The organism is Micromonospora sp. NPDC050200 (genome assembly GCF_040656135.1).
Taxonomy (GTDB): Bacteria; Actinomycetota; Actinomycetes; order Mycobacteriales; family Micromonosporaceae; genus Micromonospora.
The window spans coordinates 14,661-35,168 of the sequence record NZ_JBFALG010000065.1; the positions used below are offsets into that span (position 1 = coordinate 14,661).

Sequence of the window (20,508 nt, forward strand, 5' to 3'; positions counted from 1 at the left end):
CGGGTCAGTTGATCATCGCGGACCATGTGGTCGCGCTGCTGAGCGTTGCTGTGTGGTTCGCGGCCGGCGCCACCGCGGCCGCCCGGCGCGCCCGGCTCGCGCTCGGCCTCCTTGCGGCGGCTGTGCTCGTGACTCTTGCCCGGGCGGCCACGGTCGTAATGCTGGCCGGCCGGGGCTGGTGGTTTGTGCAGGAGAAGGTGCTGTTGGGCCTGCCGATGCTAGGTGCCGCCGGGTTGGCCGCCGTCCTGATCGCCGGGCCGCGGCTGCTCTCGGCGAGGCGTTCGGCGCGAGCCGGAATATCCGCTGGCCGGGCGCCGGGCGGCGGGATACCGGCAAGTAGCGCTGTCTTGCTGCTCACCGCCGGATACGCGGCCCTGGCCGGGCTCGTGGTGACCTTCCTGGTCGGTTATCCGCTGAGCTGGAGCACTGCGTTGATCGCCTGCTCTCTCGTCGGCGCGGGCGCACTGTTGACCGCGCGCGTCGTAGCGGCGCCGGCCGACACCACCGCAGGCGCCACTGACGCCGATGACACCACCGGTGACGCCGGAAGCGCGCCCACCCAGGCACCCCACGTCGGGCCCGGGTTGTCACGCCGCCGGTTCATCAGCCTGGCGGGGGGCGGAGCAGTCGTGGCGGGTACCGGCACCACCGGCGTCGGCCTGTTGTTCATGCCGGCCGAATCCGCCGCTACCGGAGGCGGCCCCGGCCGCTCGTCCAGCTCCGGTCCGGTCGTGTCCGTGACCGACCTGCGGGGGGCCGGCGCACCGGCACCGGGGGGCACCAGGCGGCAGTACGAACTCACCGCGCAGACCGCCACGGTCCGGCTCCCGTCCGGACGCGAACTCGATGCCTGGACCTACAACGGGCAGGTGCCCGGCCCGGCGATCACCGCCGTCGAGGGCGATCTGGTCGAGGTGACGCTAAGCAACACCGACATCGACGACGGTGTGACGCTGCACTGGCACGGCTACGACCTGGCGTGCGGTGAGGACGGCGTACCGGGCTTGACCCAGGACGTGGTGGCACCCGGTGAGGAGTTCGTCTACCGGTTCCGCGCCGATCAGGTGGGAACCTACTGGTACCACACCCACCAGGTGTCTCACCGTGGTGTGCGCCGCGGCCTGTACGGGACCCTCGTCGTGACACCACGCGGACAGCAGGTCGACGACGCCGATGCGCAGCAGCTGGACCTGACGCTGCCCGTGCACACATTCGACGGCACCGTCGTGCTCGCCGACCAGGACGGGCGCACCGACCACACCGCAGCGGCCGGTACGAAGGTGCGGTTGCGGCTGATCAACACCGACTCGGATCCACACCGGTTCGCGCTCGCCGGAACGCCCTTCCGGGTGACAGCCGTCGACGGCCGGGATCTCCACCAACCCGGCGAGGTCAGCGACACCGGACTGCGCCTTCCCGCAGGTGGCCGGTACGACCTGGTGTTCGTCATGCCGGACATACCGGTGGCGCTCGTCCTCGACAACGATCACGCGGGCGGCCTCCGGCTGCACCCGGATGACGGCCCCGCCGGTGCAAAGCCAGCTGTCGGGGACACCTTTGGCTGGCCGGAACTCGACCTGCTGCGCTACGGAACGCCGGCCGCCGTGCCGTTCGACGCCGCGAGCCGCGCCGACCGGCACTTCACCATGGTCCTGGACCGCGGTGTGGCCATGGTCGACGGCCGGCCGGCGTACGCCCACACGGTCAACGGCCTTGGCCATCCGTCGATCCCGGACCAGGTCGTCGCCGAAGGTGATCTCGTCCGGTTCACCGTGGTTAACCGGGGCCTGGACACTCATCCCTGGCATCTACACGGCCATCCCGTGCTGATCCTGTCCAGGAACGGCACACCGTCGTCCGGCAGTCCGTTGTGGATGGACACGTTCGACGTTCGTCCAGGGGAGGTGTGGGAGGTCGCGTTCAAAGCCAACAATCCCGGGATCTGGATGAACCACTGCCACAACCTGCCCCACGCGCATCAGGGGATGATGCTGCAGCTGCGCTACGACGGTGTCACCACGCCATTCCACGGCTCACACACCGCCCACGCGACCGGTACGGCCAGGGGTCGAAGCCATGACCAGTGACCCGCCGTTGGTTGCTCGTCGCTCGGCCTCCTGCCCGGACGACCCCACCTCGGATCTGATTGAGGCGAGCGAGCAGGCCACCCCGCCACCAAATGCCGACTCCTCGGCCGGACAGAGCATGGCACGGGTGCTGCGCCCCCATCTCTGGAGCTTCGCCGCCGTGGTAATCCTGCAGGTCATCGGCGCCATCGCCGGTCTGGCGCCGCTGCTGGCGGTCGTCGAACTGGGTCGTACCCTTTTGTCGCCCGGCCCGATCGACCACGGCCATGCCTGGGCCGTCGTGATCGCGGGTGCGGCCGGGTTGTTCGTACGACTGCTGTTCACGGCCGCCTCGTCCGGGATCGGGCACGTTGTCGACGGCCAGGTGCAACTGACGTTGCGTCGGCAACTGGCGGCACAGCTGGGGCGCGTACCGATCGGCTGGTTCTCCCGGCGCCGGACCGGCGAGCTGGCCAAGGTGGTGGGGGAGGACGTGAGTGCGGTGCACCCGTTCATCGCCCACGCCCCCGGCGAACTCGTCGCCGCATTCGTAGTGCCGCTGGTGTCGCTGATCTACTTGTTCACCATCGACTGGCGGCTCACGCTGATCACCCTGATACCGGTGGTGATGGCAGTGTTGCTGGTCCCCCTGCTGATGCTCCCCGCCCGGCTTCGCGAGCAGAAGGAGTTCGACGCGGCCATGGGACGGATCGCGAGTTCCGTCGTCGAGTTCGTGCAAGGTATCTCGGTGGTCAAGGCGTTCGGCGGATCCGAGCGCGCCCACCGCAAATTCCTCCAGGCCGCGGACGATTTCGTCAGCATCTTTTCCCGCTGGGTACGCGGTATGTCCGTGGTCGCCGCGGGGATGCAGCTGGCGCTGTCGCCGCCGTTCGTGCTGCTGGTCGTGCTGGTCGGCGGTGCGGCTCTGATCACGTCCGGTGGCATGGCCCCGGCCGACCTGCTGCCCTTCCTGCTGCTCGGACTGGGCCTGACCGCTCCGGTGGCGGCCCTCGGCCACGGTTTCGACGACATGCAGGCCGCCGGCCGAGCGGTCGGCCGGATCAAGGAAGTACTCCAGGTGCAGCCCCTGACGGAGCCGGGGCATCCGGTAGCACCACAGGATCACCGGGTGGAACTGCGTGGCGTTCGATTCGGCTACAAGCGAGTGAGGCGAGGGGAATGCGAGCTCCCTCGCACTCGCGAGCCGATTGAGCCTGTTGACGAGCGCCGCAGGCGCGAGGAACACGTGGCCGATCAGGAGGTGCTGCGCGGAATCGACCTGGTGCTCGAGCCGGGGACGGTCACCGCGGTCGTCGGGCCGTCAGGAAGCGGGAAATCCACGCTGGTTCAGCTGTTGCCGCGGTTCTTCGACCCGACCCACGGTGCGGTCGTCCTGGGCGGTGTCGACCTGCGCGAGCTCGACAGTCGGGATCTCTACCGGATGGTCTCCTTCGTCTTCCAGGATGTTCGCCTGCTGCGCGCGTCGGTCGCGGACAACATCGCGCTCGCGGTACCGCATGCCGACCGCGACGACGTGGTTCGCGTCGCCCGGCTGGCGAACATTCATGATCGAATTCTCGAGCTACCGCGCGGATACGAGTCGGTGATCGGTGAAGACGTCAAACTGTCGGGTGGCGAGGCACAGCGAATCTCGATCGCACGCGCACTGCTCGCCAACGCGCCCGTCCTGGTGCTCGACGAGGCGACGGCCTTCGTCGACCCGCAGACCGAACAGGCGGTGCGCCAGGCCTTGGCGACGCTGGATGGCGATCAAACGGTTCTGGTCATCGCCCATCGCCTGGAGACGGTCGCCGACGCCGACACCGTCGTGATGCTGGAAAACGGGTCGATCGTCGAGCGCGGCAGGCCGGCCGAGCTGCTGGCACAAAACGGAAAGTTCGCCGCGTTCTGGGAAACCCACCGCTCGGCGATCGCCGACGAGGCCGAAACCCACGGTGGCGTACGGCAAGGAGACGAGACCCGATGATCCGAACGCTGCTGCGCGTGCTGGGACACGAGTACGCCCAGGCAATGCGTCGCACCGTGGTCCTCATGACGATGACCGCGATAGCCGAGGGTTTGTCCTACGCACTGCTGGTTCCGGTGCTGCAGGCACTGCTGGGGAGCACGCCCGCAGATGCCGGGCCGTGGCTGATCGCGTTCGGGGCCGCGGTCGCGGTCTACGCCGTGCTGCGCTACGTCAGCGACCTGTCCGGCATGCGCGTCGGGACCACGATGTTGCGGGGCATGTATCACCGGCTCGGCGAGCATCTGGCCCGATTGCCCATCGGCTGGTACGGCGCCGGCCGGGTCGGCGAGGTATCCGTCATGGCCGGCCGCGGCCTCCTGGCGGCGATGGGTGTGGCGGCGCATCTGCTGGCACCGTTCATCTCCGCCCTTGTGACTCCCCTGACGATCGTTGCCGTGATGCTTGCCTTCAATTGGCAAATGGGACTGGCCGCGTTGGTGGCCGCACCCATCGTGGCGGCGATCCAGAGCTGGACGGCACGCTCGATGGCTGCCACCGATGCCGAGCGCCACGAGCGCGACAAGGAGGCCGCCGGGCGAGTCATCGAATATCTGCAGGCCCAGCCGGTGCTGCGAGCCGGCGGCCGGACCGGCGAACGCTTCACGCTGCTCGACGATTCGCTGCAAAAAGTCCAGCGCGCGTCCCGCCGTACTGTGCTGGCGACGCTGCCCGGCGCAGTGGGCTTGACGCTCACGGTGCAGGCGATCTTCACCGTGTTGCTGGTCCTGGGCGCCTACCTCGCGCTCGGCGGGAAGATCGGTGCGGCAGAGATTCTGACGATCCTGGTGCTCGCAGCCCGCTGCGCCGATCCGCTGCTGTCGCTGTCGGATATCGGTGGCAAACTCCGCGGCGCCCGTTCCGAGCTGGATAGGCTCGACATGGTGTTGCGCGCCGAGCCGCTGCCGGAAGCTCCCGAACCGATCCAGCCGGTACGCCATGACCTGGAGTTCGAGTCGGTCACCTTCCGACATGGCGATCGAACGGTGTTCGACGACGTGTCGTTGTCCGTGCCGGAGGGACAGCGGCTTGCCGTTGTCGGACCGTCGGGGGCGGGTAAGAGCACATTGCTGCAGTTGATCGCGCGCTTCTACGACGTGGACGCGGGCGCGGTGCGCGTGGGAGGTGTGGATGTGCGCGCCATCAACACCGAGGTGTTGATGGCGCAGATCGCCGTCGTCTTCCAGGACGTCTATCTCTTCGACGGCACGATCGAGGAGAACGTACGTCTCGGCCGTCCCGACGCCGACGAAGCCGAGATACGGGCGGTAGCGACCGCGGCGCGGTTGGACGAAGTGATCGAGCGACTGCCCGGCGGATGGGCGACGAATGTCGGCGAGGGCGGCGCACTGCTGTCGGGCGGTGAACGCCAGCGGGTCTCGATCGCGCGAGCGCTGCTGAAGAATGCGCCCATCGTGCTGCTGGACGAAATCACCTCCGCGCTGGACCCGGTGAACGAGGCGGCCGTCCACGAGGGCATCGAGCGCCTGATGGCGGGCCGGACGGTGGTGACGGTCGCGCATCGGATGCGGACCGTCCGACGCGCCGATCGCGTCGTATTTCTGGACGGCGGCCGAATCGTGGAGGAAGGCAGCCACGATGAGCTGCTACGTCGCGGCGGCCGCTACGCCGATTTCTGGCAAATTTCCATGACACCGGTAGCAGGGAGTTGCCCCCTGACCTTGGACACTTGAACCTTGGATTCTGATGGCCCGGGTGGACAGGAGTCCTGAAGCACGATGGTGAACAAGCGCTACCCCGCCGAGTTCAAGGCCGACGCGGTCGCGTTGTACCGGTCGAGGCCGGGTGCGACGATCGCACAACTGCCGAGATGGGGTCGCCTGCTTGGCTTCCGGCCCCGTTACGGATGATCGGTGTGCGCTGCCCCCGAATCCTCTCGCTCCGCCGCCATGGTCCTTGTTTGCGAGTGGGGCAGCGGGCCGCCAGCAGCGCCGCGTCGACGAAGGGCACCCGCCGGTCATCGGGGATGCTGTCGTCGCTGACGAGGTAAGGGAAGATGTTCGGCCGTACGTATTCAGCTTGATGTAGGTCGATGGTCGGTTGTCCACTCTGGCTGATCGGCTGGCAAGATCATGGTGTGTTGCCCGAGCCGCAGGTCCCGCCCTCGTATGAGGAACTGTTGGCCATGCTGGTTCAGCTGCGGGAACGGGTCGAGCGGTTGGAGGCCGAGAACGCAGAGTTGCGGCGCCGGCTGGGGTTGAACTCGTCGAACTCGTCTCAACCGGTGTGTCACGAACGTGAAGGTGGTGTGCGGATGTAACGCGCTGCTGCTGGAGCGGTGCTGCGTGAGAGATGGAGGTAGGTCCTCCGGAGTCGTCTTGCAGGAGGGGGCTTCAAACCACCGCAAGCTGCGTCGGTGAATGAGCCGGGGTGGTGAGCGTTGCGGAAACGGCGTGCCGGTGAGTGCGTCAGGTATGGGTCACGAAGGCGAGCGAGAGCGAACCGCTGGTGACGCGTCGTAAGAGAACTCGGTGACATCAAAACCGGGGTGGGTTTGCCCCGGGATGAGTCTGGGGGGTGCCTGCTGACTGCCCAGGTGGTGTCCGGCGTGGAGGTGGCGCGAGCGTGGCCCGGGCTCTTGCGTGGAACGTGAGAACCCGTCGTCCAGGCGATCCGGCTGATGGTGATCGGTCGGGAGAGGGAGAGGTCCAAGCGGCGGAAACCGCAAGGGCCGGAGTACCGATGCCGGACACGGGGGCGGACCGTCTCGTAGTAGCGGTGATGCCTGGTAATGCGGGTGGAGCGAAGGAGACGGGCCATCCTGGCTTGTTCGGTGGCCAACCGGCGTGCCCGGGAGGAGTCAGGTGAACGAGCCGAGACCGAAACCGTTTGAGATCTCCAAGAAGGTCGTCTACGCGGCCTACTTGAGGGTCAAGGGGAACCAGGGCGCGGCTGGTGTGGACGGGCAGACGATCGAGGATTTCGAGCGGGACCTGTCAGGGAACCTGTACAGGATCTGGAATCGGATGTCCTCGGGGAGCTATTTTCCCCCGCCGGTGCGCGCGGTCGAGATTCCCAAGAGTGGGGGAGGCGTCAGGGTCCTCGGTGTGCCCACCGTCGGCGACCGAATCGCGCAGACGGTGGCGTCGATGTATCTGGAGCGCAGGGTCGAGCCGTTGTTCCATCCCGACTCCTACGGCTACCGTCCGAAACGGTCCGCGCTGGACGCAGTGAGGGCGTGCCGGAGCCGGTGCTGGAAGTACGACTGGGTGGTCGACCTGGATGTCCGGAAGTTCTTCGACACCATTGACCATGAGCTTCTTCTACGGGCGGTGGTGAAACACGCCACCGAAGCGTGGGTGGTGTTGTATGTGCGGCGGTGGCTGGTCGCGCCGCTGCAACGGCCCGACGGTGCTCTCGAAGCGCGGGATCGCGGGAGTCCCCAGGGCTCGGCGATCTCGCCTGTGTTGGCGAACCTCTTCCTGCACTACGCGTTCGACACCTGGATCTCTCGGACGTTCCCGGGAGTCCGGTTCGAGCGATATGCCGATGACGCGGTCGTGCACTGTGTCAGCGAGCGTCAAGCGCAACAGGTCCGCGACGCTATCGCGGCGCGGATGGTCGAGTGCGGTCTTGAGCTGCACCCTGACAAGACCAAGATCGTGTACTGCAAGGACGCGAATCGAACCGGCTCCTACGAGCATGAGAAGTTCGACTTCCTCGGGTACACGTTCCGCCCGCGGCTGGCCCGGAACAAAGACGGCGAGTACTTCGCCAGCTTCTCCCCGGCGATCAGTGATGCGGCGGCCAAGCGGGTCAGGAAGCAGATGCGGTCATGGTGGCTGCCTCGGCGCAGCGATCGTTCGCTCTCCTACCTCGCGCAGATGATCAACGAGGTGGTCCGGGGGTGGATCGGGTACTACGGCATGTTCCGCAGGTCCGCGCTCTACCCGCTGTTCCGGCACCTCAACGAGAAACTGGTGCGCTGGGCGCAAGGGAAGTACAAACGGATGCGCTACTCCCCGAAACGGGCACGACAGTTCCTCAAGGAGATCGCCTCGCGAGATTCCGGGCTGTTCGTGCACTGGCAGTTCGGGGCGTGGCCGTAGGTCGGATGGTGGTCGGATGGTGGGAGCCGGGTGAATCGAGAGGTTCACGCCCGGTTCTGAGAGAGCCGGGGGGTGAGATTCCCCCCGGCCACTCGCCCCCTCGTCGGACGGGCTGCTCCGGCCGCGTCCACAGCCGGGCAAGGGCAGCGGCCGGCGGCGGGGTAAGCAGCCGGGTGCGCCCGGTTCGACGCTGGAACTGGTGGCCGATCCGGATCATGTGGTGGAGCATCGGCCGGGCCGGTGTGCCAACCCGGTCTGCGGCGAGCGTCTGGAGGGCGGCCGGGAGTACGGGCGGCAGCGTCGGCAGGTGGTCGAGGTGCCCGTGCCGCAGCCGGTGGTCACCGAGCATCAGCTGATCTCGGTGCGGTGCGCCGGGTGTGGGCAGGTCACCGAGCCGCCGGTTCCTGATGGGGTGTCGGGCCGGATGCAGTACGGCACGAATGTCAAGGCCGCCGCCGTGTACGCGCGGGCGGCACAGTTCCTGCCCTACGGCCGGGTCGCCGGACTGATGGCCGATCTGCTCGGGGTACGCGTGTCGGTCGGGTTCGTGCACCAGGTGGTCACCGAGGCCGCCCGCCGACTCGGGCCGTTCACCTCGCACCTGGCTGCGCTGCTGCACGTTCAAGACGTGTTGCACGCTGATGAGACCCCGGCCCGCGTCGGCGGCGGGTTCAAGTACGTGCACGTGGCCTGCACCCCGGCGTTGACGTTGTTCCACGCCGGCGGCCGGTCGGCGGCCGACGTCGACGCCGGTGGGGTGCTGCCCGGGTTCACCGGCACCCTGGTCCGTGACGGCTACGCCGCCTACCAGCACCTCAAAAGTGCCGAGCACGCCTGGTGCGGGGCGCATCTGATCCGTGACCTGCGCGGCGTGCACGAGACCGACCCGGCCGGTCAGGGCTGGGCCGAGGTGATGGCCGGCACCCTGCTGATGGCCAAGAAGATGACCGAGCAGGCCGTCGCCGCCGGCCGGGACGCGCTCACCGCCGAGGAGGTCAGCCACATCCGGGCCTGCTATGCCGGGGCGGTGGCCCACGGCCGCGAGCAGAACCCGCCCGACCGGGAAGGCAAGCTGTCACGAGCCGGCACGCTGGTCGAACGTTTCGCCACGCACCGCGACATGATCCTGCGGTTCACCGTCGATCTGGCCGTGCCGTTCACGAACAACCAGGCAGAACGCGATCTACGCCCGGTCAAGCTCCAGCAGAAGATCTCCGCGACCTGGCGCACCCTGCAAGGACTGGCCGACTTCGCCGCCCTGCGGTCCTACCTGTCCACCGCCGCCAAACACGGCCAAGACGCCCTCGACGTGCTCAAACAGCTCTTCACCACCGGGCCATGGCTTCCCCCGGCAACCGCCCCAAGCTGAATACGTACGGCGGCCGGGGCTCGACTTCTTGAAGACTGGGATACCGGTTGGCCGCAGTCGACGGCCAACCGGTACGCCGTCAGAGGGCCATGTAGTAGTGGACCAGGGGCATGGCGGTCATGCCAAGACCGGCGTAGAATGCCCTGGCCGCGTCGTGAAACCGGTCGCCTCCGGTGCCGATGGATACGACCTCGACGCCAGCCTGCTTCATCGCTTCGAAGGCGTGTGTGCATAGCGCGGTGCCAACCTGGTGGCGGCGTTGATCCGTTGCCACGGCGATGATGTCGATTTCACCGCTGCGCTTGTCGGGGTTCGTCTGCCAAGCGGCAAATCCGATGAGCGTGTCGCCGTCCTCGGCGACGACGACATGCTTGTTGTTCTGCGGGTCGTGCAGCCCGAGCCACATTTCGCGGTAGTCCTCACGCCAGGTGCCATGCTGGTTGGCCATGATGGCGTCGCCCACGATCGACCGGAACGAGTCCTCGTAGAACGGGCCGAAGGTGACGATGGTCAGTTCGAGCAGTGGCTCCATGTCCGATGACCAAAACGGACGTAGATTCATGATGGTCAGTGCCTTTCGTCTGAGGGTGCGTTGAACAGCCCGGCCTGATTGACAGGTCGGGCAACTCGCGGCTCGGATCGAGCCGTCCCTCAGAAGCGGGTGCGCCCAGCGGCGAAGCATTGCATGATCAGGACGGTACCCACCTCCGCGCCGACGGTGCCAGGCATTATTGCCAGACCACCGCGCCACCTGACCCGGGGCTCACGATGCCGTTACGACCTGGGGATCAACTGTGGTGGGTGTTGAGGGTTGGTCATCGGGCTGCGGCGCGGTCGCTGGCCAGGCCCGCTACGGCTCGGATGACCTCTGGTAGGACGTCGCGGCGGCCGGTGAAGCGTTGCAGGGTGCGCCACCATTTGATCGCGGCGATGGCGTGTTCGGCGGGGATACGTTGCGAGGACTGGGCTTTGCGGGCTGCTTCGTAGGCGGCGACCTCGTCGGGTGGGGCGTCTTTCTTCGGTTTCAGCGGTGGGGCGATGACCTGGTCGGGGTGGTCCTTGGCCAGTCCGCGGTAGCCGGCGTCGACCAGGAACTTCACGTCGGGGTAGGCGTCGAGGAGGTCGTCGATGCCTTCGGTACGCACGGCAGTCTGGTCGTGTTGTCGGCCTGGACGGATGGCGCCGGCCCACATCGGCCTGCCGTGGGCGTCGGAGGCGACGGTGGCTTTGATCGTGTTCTGCTTCTTCTTGCCGGACACGAACGCCCGCCGGCCGGGCCGGTTGGCCTGTGGGCGGCGGACCTGAATCTCGGTGCCGTCCAAGCGGACGGTGAGTCCTTCGGCGGCGGCGTAGGCGAGGACGTCGGCCAGAGTGTGCAGTCGTTGCCCGGACGGGGTGGCGAAGCCTCGGCCGGCCAGCAGTGGCCGGACCTGGCGTATCGCGTTGGAGACGGTGGAGCGGTCCACGCCGTAGAGCAGGGCCAGGGCCTGGTGGGGCAGGGCCAGGCGGAGCCAGGCCAAGGTCAGCAGCAGCCGGTCGCGCAGGGTCAGGGTTTCGGGGTGTCCGGCGCCGGGCCAGCGGTGGCGGTCCCGGCCGCCACGTCGGCGGTGCAGCCGTCCTTCCCTTGCGGCGACGGACGGTTCGGCCAGTTCGGCGACGAGCCGGTCCAGGTGGTTGCGGGAGATGCCGGTGAAGACAGAATGGGACAGGGCCGCACGGGCCTTCTTGATCGTCACAAATCAGCAGACCGTGCGGCCCGCCATCGTCTCGATCAAGCCGACACGCCGGGGTCACATCAACACACCACTATTGATCCCCAGGTCGTTAGTTCGGGCCGACCGAACTCGATGAGCGCCTCCTCATGTTGACCTGCATGAACGCGCCAGAACACTCCGAGCATTTGTGCCAAAGCGGCCATTCGGTGCGCACTGCCGCTCCGGTTGCCGGTGCGACGTCGGCAGGAGCTTCGCGGCAGCGGCGACCCCTCTCGGTCAGCTCGACCGCACAGGTTGAACAACGGCGCGAGGTAGCGGAGCTGGTTGCCGTAGAAGGCTCGCTCGCACTCTCCCACGACCACCGCGTCGAAGCCGCGGCCGGAGTCGGCGAGGGCTGCCGGCAGTCGTGCGGCTTGCGGGCGACGTGGCCAGGGCAGCTGCCGGGGGTGGCCCACGTCGAAGAACTCGGCCACGATCGCGCCCCACAGCCCCGGCGTTGTTCTTCGAGTCGACTCCAGCACCCGGTCCTCCCCACTCTCGACGTTCCCCAGGAGGCCGCCCGCGGGAGCTGCAGGAACAACAGCGAAGCTGATCCGCGTGCTCGAAGCAACAATGAAGGGCCCATGGCGCAACTCCCCACACCCGGCGGCTCGCCAGAGCTGCCGTGGAGGCGAAGAACCAGGCGGCCGTGCACACATGGTATCCAGCGAAGTTCGGCGCGGACTCCGTGGTCCCGTTGCGCACCATCGCCGAGGCGGTCGCCACCTGGCCCGAGTACGCCACCGCCGTGGCCGCCCGTCTCGACGTGCACGACAAGGTCGTGGTCTGCGCGCCGCACGGCCTCGACGACCTGCTCAATGAAGTGTGGCGGCGCAACCCGACCAGGGTCAGCCCGGAAACCTCCCGGCAAAGACTCGCCCGCCACCGCCCCGCCGAACGCTGGTCCGGCGTCCGCGTCGTGGCCTGAGCAAGCGTTCGAAACCTGCGGAGGGATGCCTCCGACGCGCGCTCCTGCCGGCCAGCGACTCCCGGGTCGGTAGAGCGGGCGGGGGGCACACGATGATCTTGGGTGATGTGCGCGGTGTGTGCTCTCCAGCGGATGCCAACCCGGGTGAACCGGTGCCAACGCGGGTCACCACGGCCGACCGCCGGTCGCAAACCGGGGTTCGTGTGCTCCGGGTGTGGTCCTGGGCTGGGAGAACGGCGGTCCGGGGGACGTGGGCGAACGTGGGCCACTCCCTGCCACCCCAGGTGAACCCCCAGGTCGCTAGACTAGGCCCTCGCGCCCTCGTAGCTCAGGGGATAGAGCATCGGTTTCCTAAACCGTGTGTCGCAGGTTCGAATCCTGCCGGGGGCACCTTGAAGATCAGCGAAAACGCTACCTGAGCTGGCAATACGCACGGCGCTCGATTGGTCGGCGTATGCAGCCGTAGGCCACTGAAAGCCGCCGTTTGTCGTAGGTCGCGGAACATACGCGGAATGATCTTGAAGACATCTGCCCAGGTCAGCCGGGGTGTCCGGGGCAAGATCCGGAATGGCGACCATCATAGGGGCCAGGCCACGTCGGTCAACGCTTCGTCGATCCGGCCGTTGACGGTGGCCTCTTCCCCATCGATGCACTTGGCGTAGACCTTGAGCAGCACATCCACGGAGTGCCCGGCCCGGTCGGCGACCTCGGTTGCCGGAACGCCCGCGTTGAGCCACAACGACACGGCAGCGTGCCGCAGGTCGTACGGCCGTCCGGCAAGCGGGGAGCCGACCTGACGTGGAGTCAGCGCCAGGCGTCGCGCCTCCTCCCAGACTCGGGAGTACGTGGAGGCGGCAACGACGTTGCCCCGCTCGCTGCGGAACAGGCGGCCGTCGTTGGCGACGCCGAACCGCTCGATGTGCTGTCGCAGGATCTTTACCAGCGCAGGTGGGATCGGCACGCCGCGAGGCTCGTCCTCGGCCCGGTGCTTGAGCCCGCGATCGTCGTGGACTTGGCCGCTGTCGGTCCACCGCTTGCCCGCCTGTGGGCGACTCTTTGCCAACGTCAGGCGTCCCCATCCCGTCTCGGGAAGGTCGCAGTCCTGCTCCCGGAGCCCCAGGGCTTCGCCGGGGCGGAGCGCGGCGAAGTACAGGCAGGCGAAGAACGCGACCAGGCGCTCACCACGTTTTGCCTTCCCCCGCTGACCGACGTAGGTGAGGGCCATCAGCAGTTCGAGCGCCTGTCGCTGGTTGACGACCACCCGGCGGTCGACGACCTCGGCGACCTTCTTGCGCTGCGATCGCACACGGAGCTTGTCGATCGGGTTGAACTCCAACTCTTCGAGCTCGACCGCGTACTGAAGCGCGTTGTAGAACACTGACCGCTTGCGGCGCATAGTCGTGGCGGCGGCCGGCCTGCCGTCGAGCTTCACCGCCAAGACGTCGAGCGCACACCGCACGGTCCCCGCTTCCCGAAGATCGGGCAGCGGCAGAGAGGCGTGACGCAGCCAGCGCACCGCGTCGGCAACGTCCGGCGGCATGTCCAGGTCACGAGCCGGCGGCGGCAGCACGTGGTTTCGCAGCGCCCTACGAAGCAGCTCGACCGGTGGCCGACCATGGGTGTCCTTGACGAGCGCCGCCGTGACGGCGGCGAGCCCTTCGGTCATGCTGTCTCGCGACTTGGCTGCTGCACCCGGCCACTTCATGTCGACGTACTTCTTGGCGAACTCCAACCAGGTGACAGCCGCTGGGGTTTCCACCATCGAGTCCGGTAGCCCGGATTCGACGTCGAACCCCTCGCCCTGATTGGCGGCTTGCATCAGGTCGGATCGGAAGCTGTCGGCCAGTGCCCGTGTGACGAACGTCCGGGACTTCTCGCGACCGGCGACCACCCAGCGAACGGTGTACGACCGCTTGCCCTTCTTCGACCCGCCACCCTCCGGGGTGTTGGTCTTGATCGCCCAGATGCGGACACGGCGAGACTTCACGCCGCCACCTCGCGCCGCTGCTCCAGCCAGATCCGGAGATCCTTCTTCGATACCCGAAGCTCCCCGTTTGGCAACCGGATGCAGGCCGGGGCGATGCCGAGTTCCCGCCAGCGGTAAAACGTCCGGCGCGAAACGTTGTTGAGCGCGGCAAGCACCTCCGGAACGGTCATGAGTTCGTCGTCCAAGGTCAGAGTCCTTCCTCCTGTTCGGATCAAGCGGCAACCGGCGTGGTACCGGCGAGGGTGGAACCGAGTTCATGAGCGAGTTCTTCGCGGCCGGTGGTGTGTCGTGCACGAGCCATGGCGGCGGCGGTGTTGGCGAGCAGAGCGTCCCCGGTGGTGTGCCAGCCGACGCCGGCGAAGGTGAGGGTGCCGATGATGAGCGTGGTGTCGTCGAGGTGGTCGGCGGCTTTGATGGGTGCGCCGGCGCCCTGGTCCTGGTCCTGATCCTCGTTGCGGCGGAAGGTGACGCGGGTGTCGCGCAGGAGTTGGAAGGTCACCGAGTAGCGGCGGGCTTTGGTGAGGAAGTGGCCGCCGAAGCCGAGCATGTGGGCCCACCGGCGCAGCCGGGCGTACGGGTTGGCGCTGGCCGGTTTCCTCGGTTCGGCGTCAAGGGCGGCTTGACGGGCGGCGACGCAGACGGGGCAGGCGGGGTAGCGGGTGTGGGTGCCGCAGTCGGGGCACTCCCAGCGCTCGACGAAGCCGGGCCGGGGTCGGTGGTCCCGGGGCCGTTGGGACAGCGGCACGGGTGTGCCGGTGGGTCGGCCGAGTCGCCAGCAGGCGTCGATGAGGCGGGCGGTGTGGTCGCCGTCGGGGTCGGCGTAGTCGCCGATCGAATCGGCGTCGAGCCTGACGGAGCGGTGCCCGGTTACCTCGGTGCTTTTGGTGGCGTACTTGGCAAGGTAGCCGGCGACCATGCTGTCGGTGACCTCACCGCCCCCGGTCAGGCTGATGGGGCGGATGTCGAGCTGGGTGCCCCAGATGACGGGCCAGCCGGCGGGCTGGTCGGGGTGGCCGGGGGTGGTGTAGTCGACCTGGGCGGCGGCGTGGCGGATGGCGAGGTCGAGGTCGGCAGCGGTGAACCCGGCCGGCGGTGGGATGACGGCGGTGGGGTCGGTGGGGTGGATGCCGTCGAGGCGGATGAGGGCGTAAAAGTGGACTGCGCCGCGTGCTTGGAACTCGGCGGCTTTGCCGTGGGACAGCCGGACCGGGGCGACCTTGCGCACCTTGCCGGAGGGGGTGACCAGCTCGACCGGTGGGATGCCGCGTCGGCGGGCGAGGTGGGCGAGGTGGCGTTCCGCGGCTTGCTTGGTGCGCCGCCACAGCTCGCCGGCGAAGAGGTTCCAGACGACCTGGTGGTCGTGGTCGTAGCAGTCCAGGCACAGCGGTTGGCCGAGGACGGCGTCTGTCGGTTCGTGGCGTGCCCAGCAGACGGCGGGTCGGCCGTGGGGGCAGAGGCCGGCGGTGGTGTCGGTGGTGCGGCGGGCGTGGCAGGGGTCGGGGCGGCAGTCGCAGCGCTTGCGGTTGGTGCAGGTGTGCCGCTTGACCGCCCGGTTGTGGACCGGCCCAAAGGACGGGGCGGTGAACGTGGCGAACACGGCCGGGTGGCGGGAGACAGTGTCGGGGACACCTTTGCCGCCGACGAGGCCGGCGCGCAGGACCTGAAAGGCGTCGCGTTGGTAGACGCTGGCGCAGGTGGGACAGACGGTGGCGCGGCGGTTGCCGCACGCCTTGTAGATCGCGGCATCCGGCATGGCGTCGGTGTGCCGAGCGTCCAGAAGCCGGCCGGTGGCGGGCTCGACCGTGAGGAGCTGCCCGGCGAGACGGATGGGGCGGGTGCAGCCGGCGGCAGCGCGGACGTGTTCCAGCCAGCCGAAGTAGTTCGGGTCGGTGGCGCGGGTGAACGCGGAGCCGGCGGCGGTGTAGCCGACGTAGGGGGCGATGGTGTCGGCGTTCGAGCCCACACCCCGGGCCGAAGCGCGGGGCGTGAGGTCCAGCGTCGAGACCATCAGCCGGCAACCTCGTGCCGGGTGGTGATGGTGTGTTGGGTGACGATGATCCGGCAGGCACCGCACTGGCGGGCGGCCGGTACGTGCCGGTGGCACGCGATGGTCGCGGTCGTGTCGCCGCAGCGGACGGTGACCGGGGTCCGGCAGGGGCCGCCGGGGATGACGTCGATGACGGTGCGTCGGGTGTCGTAGACGTGCGGCTCGTTCGGCCAGGCCGGGCAGGTGTGGGTGACCTGCTCGATGTCGACGACGTGGATGGTCATCGGACACCACCGCTGATGGGGGTGCCGTTGACGGCCGGGGTGTGGCCGGTGATGGTGTGCAGCAGTTCCCGGGCGATGCCGGGAGTGACGGAGAGCAGGGCGGCGAGTTCGTCGGCGGTGATGGGCCGGCCGTGGGTCTGCTCGTGCTGACGGATGGCGAAGCGGGCGGTGGGGACCAGGTGCGCGGGCACCTCGGGCCGGGCGATGGGCACCGGGGTGACGGGTGTGTCGATGGCAGCCGGCGCGGTGGCGGGTGGGGTGTCGACTGCCGGCGCGGTGGCCGGCGGCTTGGTGTCCGGCGTGACGGCCGGCGGGGTGTCGGTGGGTTCGCTGGTCTGCTCGTTGTTGGCCGCGAGGTTGTGGGCGGCGGTGAGCAGGGCGGAGGCTTCGGCTTCGATGGCGGCGAAGTCGGGGCGGATGCGTCCGGCGACGAGTTCGACGCCGATGACGAGGACGACGACCAGGGCGAAGACGAGGCGTAGGCCGAGGCTGCCGGGGGAGGCGAAGTTGATGGTGGCCGACAGCAGGGCGGCGGCGGCGAAGACGACCAGGGCTCCGCGTTTGGCGTCCTTGGCGATGCCGGAGGTGCGGACGACGGTGAGCATGGACACCATGGCGGCGTCGAAGATCAGCGGCACCAGGTAGGCGAAGTAGCCGGCGTTCTGGGTCCACAGGTAGTGAGCTTGGTGCAGGTAGCTGGTCAGCAGCGCACCGAGCAGAACGAATCGGTTGTAGCGCTTGATCGAGTTGATTGCCTTGAGCATGGCCGGTACGGCGTTGCGGGCGTACTCGGCGGCGAACTGCTCGGTGACGGTGGCCGGGTCAGTGGTCGACATGGGGAGTCACCTCCGGGGCCGGGATGGTGTCGATGGGGATGAGGTCGACCACGCCGGAGCAGTGGGCGCACATGATCGGGGCCAGGCCGAGGGCGGCCATCTGGTCGCGGAAGCAGGGCAGGCAGGTGAAGTCGGCCGGGAACAGTCCGTCTCCCTCGCAGAGGGCGCAGGGGCCGAGGCAGGCGGGGCAGGGCTTGTAGACGGGGCCGAGGATGTCGTGGATGCCGGCGGGCGAGCTGCCCTCGATGCACCACAGGCAGGGGTCAGAAAGGTGGAAGCTCACGACGGGTTCCCTTCGTGGCAGTCGAGACATTCGCCGTAGCGGCGGGGGATGTAGTAGGGCTGCACCACGCCACAGGTGCGGCAGGTGCGGCGGGCGCGCAGTGCTTTGGCGATGGCCTCGCGTTGGGCCGGGGTGGCGGTGCGTTTGGGTGCGGCCAGGTCGAGCCGGTAGAGGTAGGCGATCCGCTTGCCGCGTCGCCAGAGGATCTGGGCGACCGGGTCGTGTCCTCCGGGGCGAAGGCCGGCCGCACGGAGCTGCCGGCGGGTGGCCAGGCCGTCCGGGGCCAGGCGGTAGGGGTAGGTGGCAAACTCGGTGCCGGTCGGGTCGTAGATGACAGCGGTCATGGCTGGCCTCCCCAGCGCTGCTGGGCGGCCTGCTTGGAGATGCCGAGGCGTTGGCCGATCTCGGTCCAGGAGTAGCCGAAGGCCCGCAGGCCGATCACGGCCTCTCCGATGGCCTCGTCGAGGTTGGCCGACAGGGCGACCAGGTCGCGGAGTGCTTCGACGTCACCGTCGGCGACGCGACGGCCGTGGGCGCGGATGATGCGACGGGCGAAGCCGGCGAACTCGTCGTTCTCGACGACGTACCGGCGCTTCTGCCGAGGAAGGTTCGGCGTCAAGGGCTTCTTGACGGTGCTCATCGGTTCCCGCCTTTCTGGTGGTGGAGGCGGTCCCAGCGGTCAGCGGCGAAGTTGAGGGCGTTGATGACCCCGGTGAGGGTCCGACGCGGGTCGTCGTTCCAGCCGAACAGGTCGGTGGACGAGTTCAGGTCCAGGAAGTCGATGAGCGCCCATACGGCGGCGCGGTAGTCGGAGCATTCCGGCCGGTCGGTGAAGAACGGCAGTTCCGTGGCCGTGCCGTACGCGGCCATGCCGATAGCGCCGGAGACGCAGGCCCGGGGGGTGAGAGCGTCGAAGACGACGGTGTAGTAGTCGCCCTGGGTCCAGCCGTGCCGGAGCAGGTAGAGGGCGGCGAACCGGAGCAGGTCAGCGGGGGTGACCAGTACTGCGGTGGGTGGGTTGTGGGTAGCCTTCATGGCAGCCACGTCCTTTCGACAAGGGCTGTTGGTGGGTGGTCGGCAGGACCAGCTCTGCTGGCAGGCGGTGACCTGGTCCTGTCGGCCGATCAGTGGGTGCGCAGCCGCAGGTAGCGGCGTTGCCGGGTGTCGTCACCGCCCATGCGGGTCGGTGCGGAGACGAAGACGAGTCGGCCGCTGGCGGAGGCGACCTGGACCATGGCGGCGATGTCCTCGGGACGGCCGACAATCCACAGCTCGGTGAACTGCGCGGCGCGTTGGTTGTTGGCCTTGGCGTAGGTGCGCTCTCGGGTCGTCATGCGGCCATCTCCCACTCGGTTGGGTTGACCGCCGGGGTGCTGGTGCCGGCAGGGCGGCGGATCCAGGCGGCGTAGTCGGCGATGTTGTAGATGTCGGCGTCGGTGAGGTAGGCGGCCTTGATGCGGTGGGGAACGCCGCCTTCGGCGAGGAGGTAGGCCGCGCCCTGGTTGGTGGGCGAGATGTCGGAGGCGGTGTAGCCCTGCTCGGCCCAGCCCTGACCGAGGATGATGTTGGAGCTATTCAGGCTGGTGCAGCGGAACGCGGCCCGGTAGCCGAACAGGTCCCGCAGCGACGCGGGGATGATGTCCCAGGACGGGCGTTGGGTGGCGGCGACGACGGGCATGCCGCACGCGCGGCCGAGGGAGACGAGCCCCCGCAGCAGGGTGGAGAACTCCTCCTGCTGTGCCTTGGTGCCGAGCACCGTGGAGAACATGGCGAGTTCGTCGATGATGGTGACGATGACCGACATGCCGTCGCCTTCGGCGAGCTTGCGGCGCCGGTTGGCCAGGAGCCACGTGTAGCGGTTGGTGGCCACGACCAGGAGGCGGCGCAGCACGGAGATGCCCTGGTCGATGTCGGGGCCGATGAAGGCGTCGGCGAGGTCGCGCCAGGGGCCGAGTTCGACGAGCTTGGCGTCGAAGAGGACGAGGCGGGTGTTGTCGCACAGCGCGCCGTGGCCGCAGATGTTGTTGACCAGGCCGGATTTGCCGCCTCCCGGCTCACCGGCGATGAGGATGTTGCGGTAGATGACGTCCAGGTAGACGGGCTGGCCGAACTCGTCGATCCCGATGAACAGCGGGTCGAACATCGACAGGCCAGGACCCACCGGCACCGCGTCAGCGGAGGTGGGAATCGTGGTGGTCATGGGTGCCCTCCTTGGGCGGGGTGTGGGCGCGAGGAGCCATACGAACGAGCCGAAGTCGGCTCCTCGCGTCCCGGTCGGGTGTGGTCAGATCCAGTCGGAGACGTCGTCGGTGTCCGACGACGCCGAAGCCGCGGGCTTGCTGCCGTTGGCGGTCGTGGCCGGCTTCTTCGCGGCCGGCTTGCCCTGGGTGGGGATGGTGATCGTCGGAGCGTCGATGTCCGGCAGATCCAGGGCGGTGGGCACCGTCAGCGGCGATGCCGAGACGGGAGCGGCCAGGTCGATCACGTCGACCAGCGGGGAACCCACCGTCGCGGTGAGCACCTCCCGGCGCTTGATGTCGAACCGCAGGTACGCGGCGTTGTTCTCCGAAGCGCGCTCAATGAGCACGGTGGAGGCGTGGCACGTCACGGCGATCTTGTCGAGACGACCTTCCAGGTCCTTGGCCGACAAGCCGGGACGCAGGTACACCCAGACCCGCTCACCGACCGGCGTGGGACGTGCCCACAGGATCAGCGGCAGGCTGCCGGACTGGTTGGCGATGATGAACTGCGCGAAGCACACACGCAGCCGATGCCGAACCACGAGGCACCACGTCCAGGCGATGACCTGGCGGCGAACCGGTCGGATGGCGGCGGGGACGCCGACGACCAGGGCGACGACGAGCAGCATCACCACGGTCGGGGTGTGGTTGGCCAGCTGAACCCAGCAGGTCAGCAGC

The 20,508-nt window shown here is 68.4% G+C and carries 20 protein-coding genes and 1 tRNA gene; 7 read left to right on the forward strand and 14 right to left on the reverse strand.

Annotated elements, in window-relative coordinates; all coding sequences use genetic code 11:
* The first annotated feature begins 26 nt into the window (after positions 1 to 26).
* The 5 genes from AB0I41_RS29265 (at position 27) to AB0I41_RS29285 (ending at position 9,531) form a co-directional block, all read left to right on the forward strand.
* On the forward strand, positions 27 to 2,087 hold the full coding sequence (locus AB0I41_RS29265; RefSeq protein WP_357113812.1) for a multicopper oxidase family protein: 2,061 nt from the start codon (positions 27 to 29) through the stop codon (positions 2,085 to 2,087).
* Positions 2,077 to 4,053 (forward strand): ABC transporter ATP-binding protein, encoded by a 1,977-nt coding sequence (locus AB0I41_RS29270; protein ID WP_357113813.1) that lies wholly within the window; start codon positions 2,077 to 2,079, stop codon positions 4,051 to 4,053. Before AB0I41_RS29265 ends, AB0I41_RS29270 begins: the two co-directional genes overlap by 11 nt.
* On the forward strand, positions 4,050 to 5,786 hold the full coding sequence (locus tag AB0I41_RS29275) for an ABC transporter ATP-binding protein (protein WP_357113814.1): 1,737 nt from the start codon (positions 4,050 to 4,052) through the stop codon (positions 5,784 to 5,786). The genes AB0I41_RS29270 and AB0I41_RS29275 overlap by 4 nt, the downstream gene beginning before the upstream one ends.
* 1,131 nt (positions 5,787 to 6,917) lie before the next feature.
* On the forward strand, positions 6,918 to 8,162 hold the full coding sequence (gene ltrA / locus AB0I41_RS29280) for a group II intron reverse transcriptase/maturase (protein WP_357113815.1): 1,245 nt from the start codon (positions 6,918 to 6,920) through the stop codon (positions 8,160 to 8,162).
* Between the two features lie 112 nt (positions 8,163 to 8,274).
* Entirely contained in the window at positions 8,275 to 9,531 is a 1,257-nt protein-coding gene (locus AB0I41_RS29285; protein WP_357113831.1) for an IS66 family transposase, read from the forward strand.
* Positions 9,532 to 9,610: 79 nt separating this feature from the next.
* Here AB0I41_RS29285 and AB0I41_RS29290 read toward each other — a convergent pair whose 3' ends face one another.
* Both AB0I41_RS29290 and AB0I41_RS29295 read right to left on the reverse strand, forming a co-directional pair.
* Positions 9,611 to 10,063 (reverse strand): GNAT family N-acetyltransferase, encoded by a 453-nt coding sequence (locus AB0I41_RS29290; RefSeq protein ID WP_357113816.1) that lies wholly within the window; start codon positions 10,061 to 10,063, stop codon positions 9,611 to 9,613.
* A 283-nt stretch (positions 10,064 to 10,346) separates the two neighbouring features.
* Entirely contained in the window at positions 10,347 to 11,267 is a 921-nt protein-coding gene (locus AB0I41_RS29295; RefSeq protein WP_357113817.1) for a transposase family protein, read from the reverse strand.
* Between the two features lie 643 nt (positions 11,268 to 11,910).
* Here AB0I41_RS29295 and AB0I41_RS29300 point away from each other — a divergent pair.
* Complete coding sequence (locus tag AB0I41_RS29300) at positions 11,911 to 12,213, forward strand: nucleotidyltransferase family protein (RefSeq protein ID WP_357113818.1); 303 nt, start codon at positions 11,911 to 11,913, stop codon at positions 12,211 to 12,213.
* A 317-nt stretch (positions 12,214 to 12,530) separates the two neighbouring features.
* Positions 12,531 to 12,603 (forward strand) — tRNA-Arg (locus tag AB0I41_RS29305).
* A 187-nt stretch (positions 12,604 to 12,790) separates the two neighbouring features.
* On the opposite strand, the gene AB0I41_RS29310 is transcribed toward AB0I41_RS29305, so the two are convergent.
* From AB0I41_RS29310 to AB0I41_RS29365, 12 genes are all read right to left on the reverse strand, one after another.
* Complete coding sequence (locus tag AB0I41_RS29310; protein WP_357113819.1) at positions 12,791 to 14,200, reverse strand: tyrosine-type recombinase/integrase; 1,410 nt, start codon at positions 14,198 to 14,200, stop codon at positions 12,791 to 12,793.
* Entirely contained in the window at positions 14,197 to 14,385 is a 189-nt protein-coding gene (locus tag AB0I41_RS29315) for a helix-turn-helix domain-containing protein (RefSeq protein WP_357113820.1), read from the reverse strand. The genes AB0I41_RS29310 and AB0I41_RS29315 overlap by 4 nt, the downstream gene beginning before the upstream one ends.
* A 26-nt stretch (positions 14,386 to 14,411) precedes the next feature.
* Entirely contained in the window at positions 14,412 to 16,208 is a 1,797-nt protein-coding gene (locus AB0I41_RS29320; RefSeq protein WP_357113821.1) for a replication initiator, read from the reverse strand.
* Complete coding sequence (locus AB0I41_RS29325; protein WP_357113822.1) at positions 16,208 to 16,471, reverse strand: hypothetical protein; 264 nt, start codon at positions 16,469 to 16,471, stop codon at positions 16,208 to 16,210. Before AB0I41_RS29325 ends, AB0I41_RS29320 begins: the two co-directional genes overlap by 1 nt.
* Entirely contained in the window at positions 16,468 to 17,307 is an 840-nt protein-coding gene (locus tag AB0I41_RS29330) for a DUF2637 domain-containing protein (RefSeq protein WP_357113823.1), read from the reverse strand. Before AB0I41_RS29330 ends, AB0I41_RS29325 begins: the two co-directional genes overlap by 4 nt.
* Complete coding sequence (locus AB0I41_RS29335; protein ID WP_357113824.1) at positions 17,294 to 17,590, reverse strand: hypothetical protein; 297 nt, start codon at positions 17,588 to 17,590, stop codon at positions 17,294 to 17,296. The genes AB0I41_RS29330 and AB0I41_RS29335 overlap by 14 nt, the downstream gene beginning before the upstream one ends.
* Positions 17,587 to 17,934: an RRQRL motif-containing zinc-binding protein gene (locus AB0I41_RS29340; protein ID WP_357113825.1), complete on the reverse strand. Its 348-nt coding sequence runs from the start codon at positions 17,932 to 17,934 to the stop codon at positions 17,587 to 17,589. The genes AB0I41_RS29335 and AB0I41_RS29340 overlap by 4 nt, the downstream gene beginning before the upstream one ends.
* Positions 17,931 to 18,230 carry a hypothetical protein gene (locus AB0I41_RS29345; RefSeq protein WP_357113826.1) on the reverse strand — a complete coding sequence of 100 codons (300 nt, stop codon included), beginning with the start codon at positions 18,228 to 18,230 and terminating at the stop codon, positions 17,931 to 17,933. The genes AB0I41_RS29340 and AB0I41_RS29345 overlap by 4 nt, the downstream gene beginning before the upstream one ends.
* Complete coding sequence (locus tag AB0I41_RS29350; protein WP_357113827.1) at positions 18,227 to 18,625, reverse strand: hypothetical protein; 399 nt, start codon at positions 18,623 to 18,625, stop codon at positions 18,227 to 18,229. Before AB0I41_RS29350 ends, AB0I41_RS29345 begins: the two co-directional genes overlap by 4 nt.
* An 89-nt stretch (positions 18,626 to 18,714) precedes the next feature.
* Positions 18,715 to 18,924: a hypothetical protein gene (locus AB0I41_RS29355; protein WP_357113828.1), complete on the reverse strand. Its 210-nt coding sequence runs from the start codon at positions 18,922 to 18,924 to the stop codon at positions 18,715 to 18,717.
* Positions 18,921 to 19,790, reverse strand: coding sequence for an FtsK/SpoIIIE domain-containing protein (locus tag AB0I41_RS29360; protein WP_357113829.1), 870 nt, complete (start codon positions 19,788 to 19,790; stop codon positions 18,921 to 18,923). The genes AB0I41_RS29355 and AB0I41_RS29360 overlap by 4 nt, the downstream gene beginning before the upstream one ends.
* Positions 19,791 to 19,874: 84 nt before the next feature.
* Positions 19,875 to 20,508, reverse strand: a 634-nt coding sequence (locus tag AB0I41_RS29365; RefSeq protein WP_357113830.1) for a hypothetical protein, incomplete at its 5' end; no start/stop codon positions are given.